The following is a 16,269-nucleotide window of genomic DNA, read 5'->3' as shown; positions in this document are numbered from 1 at the left end:
GGAGCCGCCTATGAGGGATATTTCAGCCCGTGAGCTGAAAGGACACAACATTCTCGCCGTAGAGAGGTTTTGGGATAACACCCGCTGGATGATTGAGTTTTTCGTCCTGCGTCCCAGCACAGCTTACGGCAGCCCCGGAGAGGAAATGCGGCTGTTTTTGACCGAGGACGGGTATCAGGCTGCCCTGCAAAGCCAGCAGCGTCGGGAGATCAAGATCAAGCGTTACGCTCGTGTGATTGAGGGACATATCCTCGATTTCAAACCGGGAAAACGCCGCCGCTCATAAACCCATACAACGAAAGGAAAGGAATGACTATGTGTACGGTAAAGGAAATTCAAGAAGCAATCCGGGAAGATTGCAAATCTCAGTATGACATGGAATCAACGGATATTGACCGAGTGATGCAAACACTTCCTTTTGCCCAGGAGGAGCCATTTACAGAGGCGCGTCCTCGAAAGCCGCTGTTTTGGTTCTATGCAAGAAAATTTGAAAAGTGTTGAACACCGCAATTCTTTGGAATGAGGATTGCGGTTTTTTTGTACCCAAAATTCGGAAGGAGTGAGGTCGATGGCCGTTTTTCGCATTGAACGGACCCGTGATTATACTGTGATGAGCAATCATCATTTACGAAATGCAAACCTGTCGTTAAAAGCCAAGGGGCTGCTTTCCATGATGCTGTCTTTGCCAGAGGACTGGAATTACACCACCCGTGGTCTTGCAAAGATCTGTAAGGAGGGCGTGGATGCCATAGGCGCTGCGTTGCGGGAATTGGAGGCCGCCGGTTATATTGTACGGCACAAGTTGCGTGACCGGCAGGGACGCATCAGCGATACAGAGTATGTCATATACGAGCAGCCACAGCTTAGAAAACCGGATACGGATTCACCAGATACGGAAAACCCGTATATGGATAAACCGGATACGGAAAAGCCCGCAGAATTAAATATAGAGAAATCTAATACTCAAAAACAAAATATTTATGGATCAAGTACCGATTCCATTCCCTTCCGGGATTGCGCGGCAGATTGTCTGCCGGAACGGAAAGGAAGGGATGCGATGTCACTCACAGAGATAGAGAGTTATCGGGAATTGATTCAGGAGAATGTCGGGTATGAATACCTGTGTCAGCAGTATGAAACTTATCGGGAGGATTTGGATGAGATTGTGGAGCTAATCGTGGAAACGGTCTGTGCAAAGCGAAAGACCACCCGTATTGCAGGAAGTGATTTTCCGCATGAAATCGTTCGTTCCAGGTTCTTGAAGCTGGATAACTCGCACATTGAGTTTGTCATGGACTGTTTACAGAAGAACACCACGGAAATTCGCAACATGAAGCAGTATCTTCTGACCGTTCTGTTCAATGCACCGACCACGATAAGCAATCATTACACCTCACAAGTAAATCACGATCTGTATGGCGGCTGGTAAATGGTCGCTTTTTTATTGCCCGGAACTGCCGGGAGAAAGGAGCAAGCATGATGTCTGAGGGAAAGACCATAGGGCAGCTGATGGAAGAAATGCGGGCAAAGGCAGGAGCGCAGAATTATCACGGTCATGGATATATGGATCTCCAGCGTTTTGCGGATGACACCCGGCACATGATTATTTTTGATGTGCTGACGAACGATTCCCCTGTTGGCTGGAAAGGCGAACGAACCCGCCTGTTCCTGTCGGATACCGGTTATGAAAAAGCACTGGATAGTCAGGAAAAGGGGCAGATTAAGATTTTGAGCCACGCAAAGGTACGTCAGGGCAATCTGCACTATGACCGTTCTGACCAGTTACGCTAAGGAGGGTGGTATGAAGCGTTATCTTCTGCGGCGGCTGGTGGTTCCGCCTTAGCAAAAAAAGAGATTCCCTGCAAACTTCGTGGAAAGGAGGCGAGAAAATGCAGGAAGAAGTGGAAAACAGAACTTTGACGCTGGTTGTCAGTGGAACAAAGTTTACCGGCAGAATGTTTAAGGCTGCCATAAGCAAGTACATGGCACATCGCAAGGAAAAGAAGCTGGAAAAACAGAGAAGCCGTGATGCGCCGGTTGTTCCGCATGGAAAACAGACTGTGAAGCAGCTTGTCGGGCAGAATCAGGGAATATCCAACATTGAGATCACAGACCCCTCTATCAAGGAGTTTGAGAAAATCGCCCGGAAATATGGTGTGGATTATGCGGTGAAAAAGGACCGCAGCAGTTCTCCGCCAAAGTACCTGATTTTTTTCAAAGGCCGTGATGCAGATGCTCTGACAGCAGCTTTTACAGAGTACACCAACAAAAAGGTCAAAAAGGCAACGAAAACAGAGCGCCCGTCCGTACTGGCAAAACTTAACCAGTTCAAAGAGATGGTTAAAAATGCTGTGGTGGATCGCACCAAGCGAAAGGAGCTGGAACGATGAAAAAGACATTGGACATCAAAAAGCTCATTTTGCTGAATATGCCGTATATCCTGATGGGACTGTTTGCTACCAATTTTGGAGAGGCATGGCGAATGGCACAAGGGGCGGATGCTTCAGAAAAGTTTCTTTCGCTGATTGCGGTTCTGCCTGGGGCGCTGGAAAGTTTCTGGCCAAGCCTGCATCCATTGGACTTGTTGGTAGGGCTGTGTTGTGGAGGCAGTCTGAGGCTGGCGGTGTATCTTAAAAGCAAGAACGCCAAGAAATATCGACATGGTTTGGAATATGGTTCGGCCCGCTGGGGAACCCGTGAGGATATTGCACCTTACGTTGATCCTGTATTTCAGAACAATGTGATTCTGACGAAAACGGAGAGCCTGACCATGAACAGTCGCCCCAAGGACCCCAAGACTGCCAGAAACAAAAATGTACTGGTGATTGGCGGCTCCGGTTCCGGTAAGACCCGATTCTGGCTGAAACCCAACCTGATGCAGATGCACAGCTCCTATGTTGTGACGGACCCGAAAGGAACAATTCTGGTGGAGTGTGGAAAAATGCTCCAAAGGGGCGCACCCAAGCTGGGGAAGGACGGAAAGCCCATGAAGGATAAGCACGGCAAGGTCATTTATGAGCCGTACCGAATCAAGGTCCTAAATACCATCAACTTCAAGAAGTCCATGCACTATAACCCCTTTGCATACATCCACTCGGAAAAGGATATTTTGAAGCTGGTGACAACGCTGATCGCTAATACAAAAGGCGAGGGCAAGGCCGGAGATGATTTCTGGGTCAAGGCGGAAACATTGCTGTATTGCGCGTTGATCGGATATATCCACTATGAAGCTCCGGTGGAGGAGCAAAACTTCTCCACCCTCATCGAGTTCATCAACGCCATGGAAGTCCGGGAGGATGACGAGGAGTTCAAAAATCCTGTAGACCTGATGTTTGATGCACTGGAATCGGAAAAGCCAAACCACTTCGCAGTGCGGCAGTATAAGAAATATAAGCTGGCAGCCGGTGTTGTATGCTCTAAAAGACTTCTTAATCAAGCGGTTGGGAAGTCTCTTAGAACACACAACCTAAAACCGAAGAAAGGAGCGCAAGTTATGAGAAAAAACGAGAAAATCACTGCTCTGTACGAACGACTGAGCCGTGATGACTTTGGCAAAGATGATGACCAACAGCGTGAGAGCAATTCCATTTCCAATCAAAAAGCTATGTTGGAGGAGTTCGCCGCACGGCAGGGCTTTACAAACATTGTCCATTTCACAGACGATGGCATTAGCGGCACCTGCTTTGACCGCCCCGGATTTTTGGCAATGATGAAAGAGGTTGAAGCCGGGAATGTGGAGTACCTGTGTATCAAGGACATGAGTCGCATGGGTCGTGACTATCTGAAAGTCGGTCAGATTATGGAAATCCTGCGTCAGCGTGGCGTTCGCCTTATCGCCATCAATGACGGCGTGGACAGTGCCAGAGGGGACGATGATTTTACCCCATTCCGCAACATCATGAACGAGTATTATGCCAGAGACACCAGCCGTAAAATCCGTTCCACTTTCCAGTCCAAAGGCAAGTCCGGCAAGCACCTTACAGGCACGGTCATTTACGGCTATCTCTGGAACGAAGCCAGAGACCAATGGTTGGTTGACCCCGAAGCCGCTGATGTGGTCAAGCGCATCTTTGCCATGACGATTGACGGCTACGGTCCGTATCAGATCGCCAGCAAACTGAAATCGGAAAAGGTGCTTATTCCGTCTGCTTACCTTGCCCAACACGGCGAGGGCGTGAACAAAAACAAGACTTTCAAAGATGTGTACGGCTGGGGTTCTTCCACCATCTGCAACATTCTTGAAAAGCGTGAATATCTGGGACACACCATCAACTTCAAGACCCGAAAGCACTTCAAGGACAAGAAAAGCCATTATGTCCCGGAGGACGAATGGACGATTTTCGAGAATACCCATGAAGCTATCATTGACCAGCAGACCTTTGACCTTGTGCAGAAAATCCGTGGGAATGTCAGACGCTACCCGGACGGCTGGGGCGAAGCAGCTCCCCTCACGGGCTTGCTTTATTGTGCCGATTGCGGCGGCAAGATGTATGTCCACCGTACCAACAACGGCAAGCGTATTTCTCAATATACCTGTTCCCAATACAGCAAAGTCCCAGTTGGAAAGCTCTGCACGACACAGCACCGTATCAATGAAGATGTGGTACTGTCCCTTGTTTCCGAAATGCTCAAAGCTATTGCCGAGTATGCCAAGCATGACCGAGCCGAGTTTGTCCGTGTGGTGCAGGAAGCGCAGTCCAGCCAGCAGACGGCAGAGGTCAGAAAACAGCGCACACGCCTTGCCACAGCAAAGCAGAGAGTTTCCGAGCTGGAAGTCCTGCTCTGCAAAATCTATGAGGACAACATTTTAGGCAAGCTGTCCGACAGCAGATACGCCACTCTGGACGCTCAATACGAAAAGGAACAGTCCGAGCTTACCGCTGAAATCTCTGCTCTGGAAAAGGCTATCAAGAGCTATGAGAAGCACGAAAAGGACGCTGACCGTTTTATCGCTCTGATTGACAAATATGAGAACTTCGACAAGCTGACCATTGCCATGCTCAACGAGTTTATCGAGAAAATCCTTGTGCATGAGCGTGACCGCAAGGGCAGTATACAGACCACACAGGAGGTCGAGATTTACTTCAATTTTGTCGGGCGATTCGTTCCTCCGGCGTTTGGAGAAGTGGAGCTTACCCCAGAGGAATTAGAAGAAATCCGCAAGCGTGAGGAACGCAAAGACAGGCTTCATCAGAACTACTTGAAGCGGAAAGCCAGCGGAGCGCAGAAGCGATACGAGGACAAAATCAAGGGGAGAAAAAAGGCAGAAATCGAAGCCAAGAAAGCCGCCATTCGTGCGGAGGATATTGCAAAGGGCGTGTTCGTTCCCGTCAGCAGTTTACCGCAGAGAGAGCCGATGAAAGGAGTACAAACAGCATGAATATCACTTACACACGGAACGGCGATTATCTTATCCCGAACATCATTATCCGCAAGACCAAGCCCATCGGACACTACGGCAGACTTCGCAAGGCGTATTTAGAAATGCACCGCCCGATACTGTTCAATGAACTGGTGCTATCCGACAAGCTCTTTGAACATTGCGCCGAGATTGAAGAAGCGGCACGAAACCGCATGGAGCTGATCGTGCGGTCACTGGCAGAGCAAAACGGCGTGACCGAGCAACTGAAAGCTGAAAACCAAATGGAATGGGTGCGGCAGATGAACGCTTGCAAGGCGCAGGCAGAGGAAGTTGTGAAAGCAGAGTTGATTTATAATTGAGCGAGGAAGTCCGGGCAGAAAACTGTTCGGACTTTTCTCATATGTTACAAAATGACGGTAGAATTGTTCACAAGTTTTATGGTATAATTTATGCGAATAAAGAAAACGGAAAATTAGAATCTAACAAGAGAATGTGGTTGTATGAAAAAATCCATATTAGTATTTTGGGCAATCGTGTGTCTGTTACCTATTCAAAGGAGGTTTAAGAATTTCAAATGAAACATATAAGAAATATATTGCTGTTGATTACGATTATTTTTGCTTTTGTTATGCAAGCTGAAGTATATCAAAATATGCTCTGGAACTTTAATGGTGCTTATTATTTATCGTCCAGATACACAACTACTAATGACGATATGGATTCATTTTTGGCCAATGCAGAAGATACAGCTGAGAAGCATGGTGTTCATATTTTTTCGACTTTTAATCAGAGAGTTTCTAATTATCAGACAAGACTTTATATTTATGGTGATGATACCGTTGTTCGGGATAGTCTTAAAAGCACAATGGATATTGAGGAAAAAACATATACGGCTTTGATAGGTGGAATCACCGTAATAGAATTTGAAGATTTTAGAGAAGCAAAAAACACAGGCAATGGACAGGAAATAATGGTCAGCTATATCGGTGATGATGATGACATTATTGCCACATATCAAGATTTGGCAAAAGAATATTCTATATCGCAGCCAGAGTTTTGGCAATCAACCGAAACTGATATGATGTTCATTGTTTGGGGCCTGGTTGCCATATTGATGATTGTACTTAATATGATTGAGGTGATACGCAGGCAAAAGGAAGTAGTTGTACGAGCTTCTCTGGGCGAAAATGCTGCTGTGATTGCTCTAAAAGCTGTAGTGGCTGATATGATTTCATATGCTGCATTATTCGTCTTAGCAAAGTTGCTTGTTTCTCAATTTATATCGGGAGCGTATGAAGATCATCTCATTTTGGCAGTGTATTGTGCCGGAGCAGTTCTTTCCGTAATTCCTTATGCTGCTTTTGTCCGCTTTGATGTAAAAAAAGCCTTTGCCAATGCTTCAGATAAAAAAGGTATGTTTTATCTTCTGAACGGTCTTAAAGTATTTGCTACTGCCATGACAATTTTTACAATAACTACAAATCTCAGTAGCATTCAAGGTAATTTACTTACAAACACTACTCTTTTAGAAAATCATTATAATGATTATTATTTTGGAGTTATGCAGATTGAACCTCCTTTTGAAGAAAATGAGGAGGAATCCAAAGAGAGCAAATTTTGGAATGACCTTTACGAAAATGAATACAACACGATAAATCCGGTGGTCTGCATAGGCAGCCGGATAAGCGATACGGATAATTATATTTTTGTAAATCATAATGCCAGAGATATGCTACAAGGGTTTTCTGATATGCTTACTGAAGATGATGAAAAAGAGGATATCGTGGTCTTCGTGCCAAAGGGAAGAAATGCGGAATCATACAAAGATATCGCAAAAGAGGAAATTGGCTCTCTTACCCAAAATGCAGAAGAACTGCGTGTTGTTTATAAAGAATATTCTGGCAGAGAACAATTTTATTATCTCAATTCGAACAGAGAAGAGGCTATTGACGGATTGTCAAGAGTAACAAATCCGATTGTGATTTATCAGGCAAATGAGGCTGTTGCTTTAAATGGAAGTTATATCGAAACAGGAACATATAATGGAGAGGTAATCTACGGATGCGATGAAAGCACAATTCGCAGTGTTGCGAAAAAATATTCAGAACAGCTTGGTTCACACTATTTTATGCTGACGAATGTCGGAGAGGATTACATTTATAGTCATAGTTTCCTCGTGAAACTGATTGGCTTTATAAGCTCTCTTTGCGTATTAGTATTGCTGTTAGATATCGCTATCATCATATCTGAAGTGAAAATGGAATTTAGACTTAATGCGATGGAAATCTCCCTCAAAAAGGTTTTGGGCTATCGCTTTTATGAAAGGCACAAAAGATTTATTTCCGTTAATCTCTTAGAAAATATAGCCGTTGTGATATTGATTTGCATTGTTTCGATTTTTATATCTAACGCAAGTGTCGGGATTGCTTTACTGATTGGAGCGTTGCTCACCATTATTGAAATGGCAATCATTTTCACAAATATTATGTGGGTTGAAAAAACAAATATCTCAAAGTCATTGAAGGGAGGATGTTTATGATTATAATTCGTGGCTTAAATAAAGCATTTGGAGAGAAAATAATTTTCTCTAACTTTAATTTAGAAATTCCGGATGGAAGTTTTGTAGTAATCAGCGGCGATAGCGGCAGTGGAAAAAGCACTTTACTCAATATGATTGGTGGTATCGAAAAACCGGATAGCGGCAGTATCATAATCGAAGGGCTGAATATTACCCGGCTTAAAAATAAAAACAGTTTTTTTGCGGATACAGTGGGGTTTCTTTTTCAGAATTTTGCACTGCTTGAAAATAAGACAGTTAAAGAAAATTTAAGTTTGATTAAAAAATCAAGCCGAACTAAAGTATCACTTAAAGAAGCTCTTAATCGTGTGGGGTTATCAAAGGAAGTTAACAAAAAAGTTTATCAGCTTTCCGGTGGTGAACAACAGAGAGTTGCTTTAGCTCGTCTTATGATGAAAAAATGTTCTGTTGTTTTGGCAGATGAACCTACTGGCTCACTTGACAAGAAAAATAGAGATATTGTTATGAGGTTATTGCACGAACTCAATGAAGAAGGTAAAACGGTTATCATTGTTACCCACGATCAGGGTATTATTGAAGATGAACCTTATGTTGTGAAAATCTGAGAGTACCTCTTAGAAATGTCTTGATCTACATTTTATATAATTTGGGTCAGAAGAAAATCCCTTTAGGAACTAAAGGGCGCACTTCTATACTCTCTGTCGAGAGTAGTGCGTCCTGCGGAGCTTCATTTCCGGTCAGCAGAAGAAAACTGCTCGACCGAGAATGTTTCGTCACTTCGTTCCGTCAAGGTGGCTACACCCCCTTGCGCCGCTAAAGCGACTATCCCCTGTGTACTTGCCGTCCGCAAACGGTTTTGACAAACCGTTCGCCGCCAGCAAGTTTGATAACAAAAATGAAAAATTGAAAGGAGAAACTTATGGGATTAAACTATAAATGTCCAGAGTGCGGAACAGCTTTAGGGTTTGAAGGACTCTGCTGGAGTTGTAGAGCAAAACACCATAGAGAAGAAGTCAATAACTGGTCATTACAAGAAATAGAAGAGAAAAAGAAACAGGTTATAGAGAAACTGAAAGTTACAGAGGAAGATGAATTTTTTTCATCTGATGAGTATGAACTTTTCAATGACCTAATGACAAGAGGAATTGATTGCAAGGAGATTGCAAGAGTAGCTTGCAAAAGAGAAATATATTATCCAAGCGAGCTGTATTATAAAGCTGATGGAGAAATCAGAGACAAACTGATTGAAAAGCTCATGGCAACAACATCAGAGAATGAGGGTAGTAGTCTTTTAGGTTGTTTGGCAATGGTAGGAGATGAAAAGGCACAAGGTGTGTTATATGAATTGAAAAAGAATCCACGACCATGGAGAAAAAAACTGTATGTCGATTCTGATGTTTATGCAGAAGAAGCCGGATGGACATTTGATAGTAAAAATGAATATATCAAACTGACTTACGATAAATGTTTTTCTTTTGAGCTTGGAAAGACCAAGAACGAAAATGGAACTTTCATAGCCAGAAAAAGAGGTGAAAAATGTCCTCATTGCGGTTGTGAATTGGTTGATATTCTTGTATTAGATGGCAGAGATGAACGATTTGCTTTTTTGGGACTTGATGGGATCATTACTGCGAGTTGTTGTCCGAATTGCGTCACACTTTCAGAGGGAATTTCAAATAGATTTACCCTTGATGGGAAAAGCGAAATTTTAGAGTACGACGGTACAGATGAGAACTATTACAGTGATGAGTATTTGAATGCGATGGCAGAAAATAGACTTGTAATTTCAGAAAAAGAAAGACCACTATTTTATGGAGCATTCAATAATGATGTTAATACTATTGGAGGATTTGCAAATTGGGTACAGGATTGGGAATATAGAGAATGTCCTGAATGTGGAAGGAAAATGAAGTACCTTGCTCAAATTCATTGGGATACCATTGAGGATTGTGCAGAAGGAACGCTCTTTATAGAAATCTGCCCTGATTGCAAAATTATTACCATGTTCCATCAGCAGACTTAATTATAACAAGTAAATACGGGAAAATAGACCGTTGACTGGTCGCACTATGCGAAAAGTTGGCGGTCTTTTTTTTACCTATTATCCAAAAAGGAGGTCAATCACAATGACAAAATCGAAAACCCTTGAACAGCTCCGAACCGAAAAGGAACGAGCCGAGACGCAGCTTGCACAGGAACAGCACAAGCTGGAGCGTTTGGAGAACAGAAAGAAATATCTGGAGAAAGGCGAACGCACCAAGCGCACCCACCGCCTTTGCAATCTGGGCGGCACGGTTGAGAGCCTTGCCCCGGAGATCAAAGATCTCACACGCACCGAAATGACAGAGCTGATGGAGTACATCTTTTCCCTGTCCGAAGTCCAACGAGCCATCCGCCATATGGCGATTACCCACATCAGCCAAACAAACAGAGAAAAGGAGTTGAAAGCCGATGGCACTATTTCATCTGAGCGTCACGCAGACTAAGCGAAGCGCAGGACAGTCCGCTATTGCTTCTGCCGCCTACCGTGCCGGGGAGCGATTGTATAGCGAGTATTACGGCGAATACAGCGACTACACCCACAAGGGCGGCGTGATCTGCTCTGACATTCTCTTGCCGTCCCATGCACCGCCAGAATACGCAGACCGCCAGACCCTATGGAACGCCGTGGAAAAAGCCGAGCGTGGAAAGAACGCCCAGCTTGCATACAGCTTTGACATTGCCTTGCAGAATGAATTTTCCCTTGAGGAAAACATCGCTCTTGCAAGGCAATTTTTATTGGAGAACTTTGTGAGCCGTGGCATGGTGGTTGACTTCGCCGTACATCAGCCAGACCGGGAGGACGGCGGCATACCAAACCCACACTTCCATGTGCTTTGCCCCATCCGTCCCATTGAGCAGAACGGTAAATGGGGGCTAAAGCAACGCCGGGTGTATGAGCTGGACGAGGACGGAAATCGTATCAGAGACCAGAACGGCGAGTATGTTTTCAATGCCGTTCCCACTACCGACTGGGGCAGTCCCGAAACGCTGGAACATTGGCGTCAGACATGGGCGGAACTATGCAACGCCAAGTTTGCGGAGAAAGGGCTTGATGTTCGCATCGACCACCGAAGCTATGAGCGTCAGGGCGTGGAGCTTCTTCCCACCGTCCATGAGGGCGCAACCGTCCGGGCAATGGAGAAGAAAGGCATACGCACCGAGAAAGGCGAGTTCAACCGCTGGATCAAGGCAACCAATGCCGTTATCCGGGACATTAAGAAGAAAATCGCTCTCCTGTTTGATTGGATTGCCGAAGCAAAAGCGGAGCTTGCCAAGCCGCAGGCACCCGACCTTGTTTCTCTGCTGAACGCCTATTACACCAGCCGCAGAGCCGGGGCATATTCGCAGAAAGGCAAGGTCAGCAACCTAAAAGAGATGAACGAGACTTTCAATTATCTCCGGGCAAACGGCATTTACTCCCTTGAAGATTTGGAAAGCCGTGTCAGTGAACACAGTGCTGCCACAGAGAGCTTGAAGAAAACGCTGGACGAACAGACCGCCCGAATGAAAGCAATTAAGCAGCTCTATGACAGCTCCGCTGCTTTCCAGAGCTTGAAGCCTGTCTATGACGGCTTGCAGAAAATCAAGTTTGAGAAGCCCAGAGCCAAGTACAAGGCAGAGCATGAAACGGAACTGAAACAGTTCTACGCCGCCAGACGCAAGCTGACCGGAGAGTTCCCGGACGGCAAGGTGGATATGAAAAAGCTGACCGAAGAGTATGACGAGCTGGAACAGGCGCACAACACCACCTATGGCGAGTTTAAGACCGTCAGAGACGATTTACACCGTCTTTGGAAGGTCAAGTCATGTGTAGATACTGCCGCCCGATTTAACGAGCGCACAGAGGAACAAAAGCTCCAAAATCGACCCCAAACACGACAGAAAAAGGAGGAACTATCACGATGAATTACACCCAAGCGCAGATTGACCGGGCAAACGCCGTCAGTCTGGAAGATTTTCTCCGCACACAGGGAGAGACGCTTATCAAAAGCGGACGGGAATACCGCTGGAAAGAACATGACAGCCTGACCATTCGTGGAAACAAATGGTTTCGCCACAGCCAGAGCAAGGGCGGCTATCCCATTGATTTTGTCATGGAGTTTTACGGCAAGTCCTTTCCCGAAGCTGTCCAGCTCCTGACCGGCGAAAGCGGCGAGGGGCAGAGCGAAGCCAGCACAGCACCGCCCACAGCGTTTCACTTGCCCTTGCACAACAGGACAGCCGACAGAGCAATCCAATATCTCACAGAAAGCCGAGGTCTCAACAAAACGCTTGTTGAGGCTTTTCTTCTTTCCGGGGATATTTACGAGGACGCAAAGCGGCACAATGTTGTGTTTGTCGGCAGAGACCGAAGCGGTACGCCGAGATACGCCCATGTGCGAGGAACGGCAGACCCATTCAGACAGGACATTGCCGGGTCTGACAAATCCTATCCGTTCCGACACGAGGGTAATGGCAATCAGCTCTTTGTCTTTGAAGCGCCGATTGACCTGTTATCGTTTATCTGCCTTTATCCGCAGGATTGGCAGACAAGAAATTATCTTGCCCTGGGCGGCGTTTCTGGCAAAGCCCTTGACCGTTTTCTTTCTGAGCGCAAGGACACCCAAAAAGTGTTCCTCTGCCTTGACAGCGACACCGCAGGAAATGAAGCCTGCACACGACTGGCACAGTCCATTCCCGGCGAGATCGCCGTCATTCGCCTTGTCCCGGCAAGGAAAGACTGGAACGATGTTCTCCGTCAGCAAGCGGATATTCCAAACCGCAAATTCATAGCCGAGACAATCACGCTGCGAGAGCTGCCCACCGCCCAGCCTGTCCTAATGCTCCGTATGGCTGATGTGGAGCTGACGAGCGTGGAATGGCTATGGTTTCCCTATATCCCATTTGGAAAGCTGACAATTATCCAGGGCAATCCCGGCGAGGGCAAGACCTACTTTGCCATGCGCCTTGCGGCGGCTTGCACCAATCGAAAGCCTTTGCCCGGTATGGAGACACTTGAGCCTTTCAATATCATCTATCAAACTGCCGAGGACGGTCTGGGCGATACCGTCAAGCCCCGACTGATAGAAGCGGACGCAGACCTTGAACGAGTGCTTGTCATTGATGACAGGGACGCACCTCTGACCCTTGCCGATGAGCGCATAGCAAGGGCAATCCGTGAGAACAACGCAAGGCTTGTTATCATTGACCCGGTACAGGCGTTTCTGGGCGCAGATGTGGACATGAACCGGGCAAATGAAGTCCGTCCCATCTTCCGCAGTCTGGGAGACATTGCACAGGCTACTGGGTGCGCTATCGTGCTGATTGGACACCTGAACAAAGCCGCAGGAACGCAAAGCACCTACCGGGGATTGGGGTCTATCGACATTACGGCGGCAGTCCGCAGTCTGCTGTTTATTGGCAAGCTGAAGGACATTCCGACAACGAGGGTGCTTATCCATGAGAAAAGCTCCCTTGCGCCGCCCGGACAGTCCCTTGCCTTTTCTCTGGGAGATGAGAAAGGTTTTGAGTGGATAGGGGCTTATGACATTACCGCTGACGAGCTTCTTGCCGGGACAGATACCGCAAAGACCGAGAGCAAGACCGCACAGGCGCAAATGCTCATTCTGGAACTGCTTGCAGATGGAAAGCGTATGCCGAGCGCAGAGCTGGAAAAGACGGTCAATGAGCGTGGGATTTCCTCACGCACCATGAGAACGGCAAAGAGCCGTATCGGGGACAGACTTGTGACCGAGAAAGACGGCACCGCATGGGTCTGCTATCTCCGAAACTGACAACAGGAACACGGCAAGCGTGGCAAAGACGGCAAGGGTTTTATAGATACCTTAATGTTGCCGCCTTGCCTTGTTCCCTCATACTGACACCGCCCGATGATGAACAGTCACCGGGCATTTTTCATTTACAGGAGGATTTTGAATGAACAATACCGCAACCAACAGTACCCCTTGCCCGACTGTGAGAAAGCAGATCGGCAAGACAACCTATATCGTCCGTGTGCATTTCAGCGAGACCGCCAAGGAGACAATGGAGGACAAAATCAAGCGTCTGCTCCGTGAGGAAGTCCGCAAAATGTGACTTCTTTTTGAATTTGATGAAAAAGTCCTTGACTTTTCGTCTCTGGAAAAACCGCTAAGTCGATTTTGATTTCCTGCGGTGCGCGTCTGGCCGTATTTGATATTGCGGAGCTGCGCGAGGTTACATCCTACGATGAGTTGGAACTGGATACGCTGGGAGACAGAAAAACGGCTCTGTTCCTCATTATGAGTGATACGGATGACAGTTTTAACTTTCTCATTTCCATGTGCTACACCCAGTTATTCAACCTGCTTTGTGAAAAGGCCGATGATGTGTATGGCGGCAGGCTTCCGGTTCATGTGCGCTGTTTGATTGATGAGTGTGCTAACATCGGGCAGATTCCGAAGCTGGAAAAGCTGGTGGCCACCATCCGAAGCCGTGAAATCTCTGCCTGTCTGGTGTTGCAGGCACAGAGCCAGCTCAAGGCAATTTACAAAGATAATGCCGATACCATCATCGGCAATATGGATACTTCCATCTTCCTGGGTGGCAAAGAGCCAACAACGCTGAAAGAGCTGGCGGCTGTTCTGGGAAAGGAGACCATAGACACTTACAACACCGGAGAGAGCCGGGGACGGGAGACCTCCCACTCGCTTAACTATCAGAAATTGGGAAAAGAGCTGATGAGCCAGGACGAGCTGGCAGTTATGGATGGCGGCAAGTGCATCTTGCAGTTGCGCGGTGTGCGTCCGTTTCTTTCAGACAAGTATGACATTACCAGACACCCTAATTTCAAATACACAGCTGATGCAGACAAGCGAAATACCTTTGATATTGAAGCATTTTTGTCTGCCAGACTAAAACTCAAGCCTGATGAGGTCTGCGATGTATATGAAGTAGACACGGAGGGCGTGTAATACGGTTCCGCTGAGAAAGGAGTGATCGTATCTATTTGCCGCAACTGCCTCTGTTGAGGCCATTGGCGTACAAAGCGGGCAATCATCAACAAAATAATGAAAAAGGAGGACAGCCGGAATCATGCCACCGGAAATCGGGCGGCAGATTGTTCCGGCTTTTGTATGCCTATGAAACATGACAAACCTATTTTTTAATCAGATTCCGGCTAACAAACTATATGGCATTTTTTGAACAGGCAATTACCGTTCTTCAGACTCTCGTTATCGCTCTGGGCGCTGGTCTTGGTATCTGGGGTGTCATCAACCTGTTGGAAGGTTACGGCAACGACAACCCTGGCGCCAAGTCTCAGGGAATGAAGCAGCTTATGGCCGGTGCTGGTGTAGCCGTAGTCGGCATGGTCCTTGTACCTCTGCTCTCCGGGCTGTTCTCTGTCTAAGCGTTCCTGCATGAAATCCTTGCCGCTCCCGCAGTTCTGCGGGGGCGGCGGAAAGGAGGTTGACACCGTATGGATTTCTTACTTGAAGCCCTGACAAATTGGCTGAAAGAAATGCTGGTGGGCGGTATTATGAGCAACCTTTCGGGGATGTTTGACAGCGTAAACCAACAGGTCGCGGATATATCCGTACAGGTAGGACAGACCCCACAGGGATGGAATGGCAGTATTTTCAATATGATTGAGAATCTGTCAAACTCCATCATGGTGCCGATTGCAGGTGCGATCCTGGCTATCGTGATGACCGTAGACCTGATCCAGATGATTGCAGACAAGAACAACCTGCATGATGTGGATACCTGGATGATTTTCAAGTGGGTGTTCAAATCAGCTGCCGCCATCCTCATTGTCACAAACACATGGAATATCGTGATGGGCGTCTTTGATATGGCGCAGAGCGTGGTGGCGCAGGCGGCAGGGATTATCAATTCGGATGCGTCCATTGACATTTCCTCAGTTATGACCGATCTGGAACCGAGGCTGATGGAAATGGATTTGGGACCGCTGTTCGGACTGTGGTTCCAATCCCTCTTTATTGGCATTACCATGTGGGCGTTGTATATCTGTATCTTTATCGTTATTTATGGCCGTATGATCGAGATCTACCTTGTAACTTCGGTGGCTCCCGTTCCAATGGCTGCAATGATGGGCAAAGAGTGGGGCGGTATGGGACAGAATTACCTCCGATCCCTGCTGGCACTGGGCTTTCAGGCGTTTCTCATTATCGTCTGCGTGGCAATTTATGCTGTGCTGGTGCAGAACATCGCTCTGGAAGATGACATCATCATGGCAATCTGGAGCTGCGTGGGCTACACCGTACTGCTATGTTTTACGCTGTTCAAAACAGGCAGTCTCGCCAAATCAGTCTTTCAGGCGCACTAAAACGGAAGGAGGTTTCCA

16 protein-coding genes and 2 pseudogenes are annotated in these 16,269 nt (G+C 46.8%); all 18 read left to right on the top strand.

Annotated elements, in window-relative coordinates; genetic code table 11:
- The first annotated feature begins 10 nt into the window (after window positions 1–10).
- The 18 genes and pseudogenes from AB5Z01_RS01540 to AB5Z01_RS01455 all read left to right on the top strand — a co-directional run bounded on the left by AB5Z01_RS01540 (window position 11) and on the right by AB5Z01_RS01455 (window position 16,251).
- Complete coding sequence (locus tag AB5Z01_RS01540; RefSeq protein WP_117441091.1) at window positions 11–286, top strand: DUF5720 family protein; 276 nt, start codon at window positions 11–13, stop codon at window positions 284–286.
- A 29-nt stretch (window positions 287–315) separates the two neighbouring features.
- Window positions 316–501, top strand: coding sequence for a hypothetical protein (locus AB5Z01_RS01535; RefSeq protein WP_227750227.1), 186 nt, complete (start codon window positions 316–318; stop codon window positions 499–501).
- 67 nt (window positions 502–568) lie between these two features.
- Complete coding sequence (locus tag AB5Z01_RS01530; protein WP_368365233.1) at window positions 569–1,429, top strand: DUF6017 domain-containing protein; 861 nt, start codon at window positions 569–571, stop codon at window positions 1,427–1,429.
- Window positions 1,430–1,479: 50 nt separating this feature from the next.
- Window positions 1,480–1,791, top strand: a complete 312-nt coding sequence (locus tag AB5Z01_RS01525; protein ID WP_181969593.1) for a DUF5720 family protein — start codon at window positions 1,480–1,482, stop codon at window positions 1,789–1,791.
- A gap of 98 nt (window positions 1,792–1,889) precedes the next feature.
- The gene (locus AB5Z01_RS01520) at window positions 1,890–2,390 is read left to right on the top strand and encodes a PcfB family protein (RefSeq protein WP_007886614.1); all 501 of its coding nucleotides are present in this window, start codon (window positions 1,890–1,892) and stop codon (window positions 2,388–2,390) included.
- Window positions 2,387–3,406 (top strand): annotated as a pseudogene (locus tag AB5Z01_RS01515) (type IV secretory system conjugative DNA transfer family protein); the annotation flags it as partial. The gene AB5Z01_RS01520 and the pseudogene AB5Z01_RS01515, both read left to right, overlap by 4 nt.
- An 87-nt stretch (window positions 3,407–3,493) precedes the next feature.
- Window positions 3,494–5,380: a recombinase family protein gene (locus AB5Z01_RS01510; RefSeq protein WP_320883325.1), complete on the top strand. Its 1,887-nt coding sequence runs from the start codon at window positions 3,494–3,496 to the stop codon at window positions 5,378–5,380.
- On the top strand, window positions 5,377–5,721 hold the full coding sequence (locus tag AB5Z01_RS01505) for a TnpV protein (protein ID WP_117481232.1): 345 nt from the start codon (window positions 5,377–5,379) through the stop codon (window positions 5,719–5,721). The genes AB5Z01_RS01510 and AB5Z01_RS01505 overlap by 4 nt, the downstream gene beginning before the upstream one ends.
- A gap of 215 nt (window positions 5,722–5,936) precedes the next feature.
- Window positions 5,937–7,901, top strand: coding sequence for a bacteriocin-associated integral membrane family protein (locus AB5Z01_RS01500; RefSeq protein WP_004845300.1), 1,965 nt, complete (start codon window positions 5,937–5,939; stop codon window positions 7,899–7,901).
- Window positions 7,898–8,506: an ATP-binding cassette domain-containing protein gene (locus AB5Z01_RS01495; RefSeq protein WP_002593328.1), complete on the top strand. Its 609-nt coding sequence runs from the start codon at window positions 7,898–7,900 to the stop codon at window positions 8,504–8,506. The genes AB5Z01_RS01500 and AB5Z01_RS01495 overlap by 4 nt, the downstream gene beginning before the upstream one ends.
- 314 nt (window positions 8,507–8,820) lie before the next feature.
- Complete coding sequence (locus tag AB5Z01_RS01490) at window positions 8,821–9,924, top strand: hypothetical protein (RefSeq protein ID WP_368365232.1); 1,104 nt, start codon at window positions 8,821–8,823, stop codon at window positions 9,922–9,924.
- A 103-nt stretch (window positions 9,925–10,027) separates the two neighbouring features.
- Window positions 10,028–10,387: a DUF3847 domain-containing protein gene (locus tag AB5Z01_RS01485; RefSeq protein WP_008727134.1), complete on the top strand. Its 360-nt coding sequence runs from the start codon at window positions 10,028–10,030 to the stop codon at window positions 10,385–10,387.
- A complete protein-coding gene (gene mobQ / locus AB5Z01_RS01480) occupies window positions 10,353–11,849 on the top strand; it encodes a MobQ family relaxase (RefSeq protein WP_368365231.1) in 1,497 nt (498 codons plus the stop codon). Before AB5Z01_RS01485 ends, mobQ begins: the two co-directional genes overlap by 35 nt.
- The gene (locus tag AB5Z01_RS01475; protein WP_368365230.1) at window positions 11,846–13,717 is read left to right on the top strand and encodes an AAA family ATPase; all 1,872 of its coding nucleotides are present in this window, start codon (window positions 11,846–11,848) and stop codon (window positions 13,715–13,717) included. Before mobQ ends, AB5Z01_RS01475 begins: the two co-directional genes overlap by 4 nt.
- Window positions 13,718–13,859: 142 nt before the next feature.
- Window positions 13,860–14,018 (top strand): transposon-encoded TnpW family protein, encoded by a 159-nt coding sequence (locus tag AB5Z01_RS01470; protein ID WP_002593332.1) that lies wholly within the window; start codon window positions 13,860–13,862, stop codon window positions 14,016–14,018.
- Between the two features lie 41 nt (window positions 14,019–14,059).
- Window positions 14,060–14,875: pseudogene (locus AB5Z01_RS01465) on the top strand (VirD4-like conjugal transfer protein, CD1115 family); the annotation flags it as partial.
- A gap of 218 nt (window positions 14,876–15,093) precedes the next feature.
- Entirely contained in the window at window positions 15,094–15,312 is a 219-nt protein-coding gene (locus AB5Z01_RS01460; RefSeq protein WP_003525154.1) for a Maff2 family mobile element protein, read from the top strand.
- A gap of 69 nt (window positions 15,313–15,381) precedes the next feature.
- A complete protein-coding gene (locus AB5Z01_RS01455; protein WP_257356355.1) occupies window positions 15,382–16,251 on the top strand; it encodes a VirB6/TrbL-like conjugal transfer protein, CD1112 family in 870 nt (289 codons plus the stop codon).
- Window positions 16,252–16,269 lie beyond the last annotated feature (18 nt).

The organism is Ruminococcus sp. RTP21359st1_H3_RTP21359_211015, assembly GCF_040909065.1.
GTDB lineage: Bacteria > Bacillota > Clostridia > Oscillospirales > Ruminococcaceae > Hominimerdicola > Hominimerdicola aceti.
The sequence above is the reverse complement of the archived record's forward strand: the minus strand, read 5'-3'. Positions and strand labels throughout refer to the sequence as shown.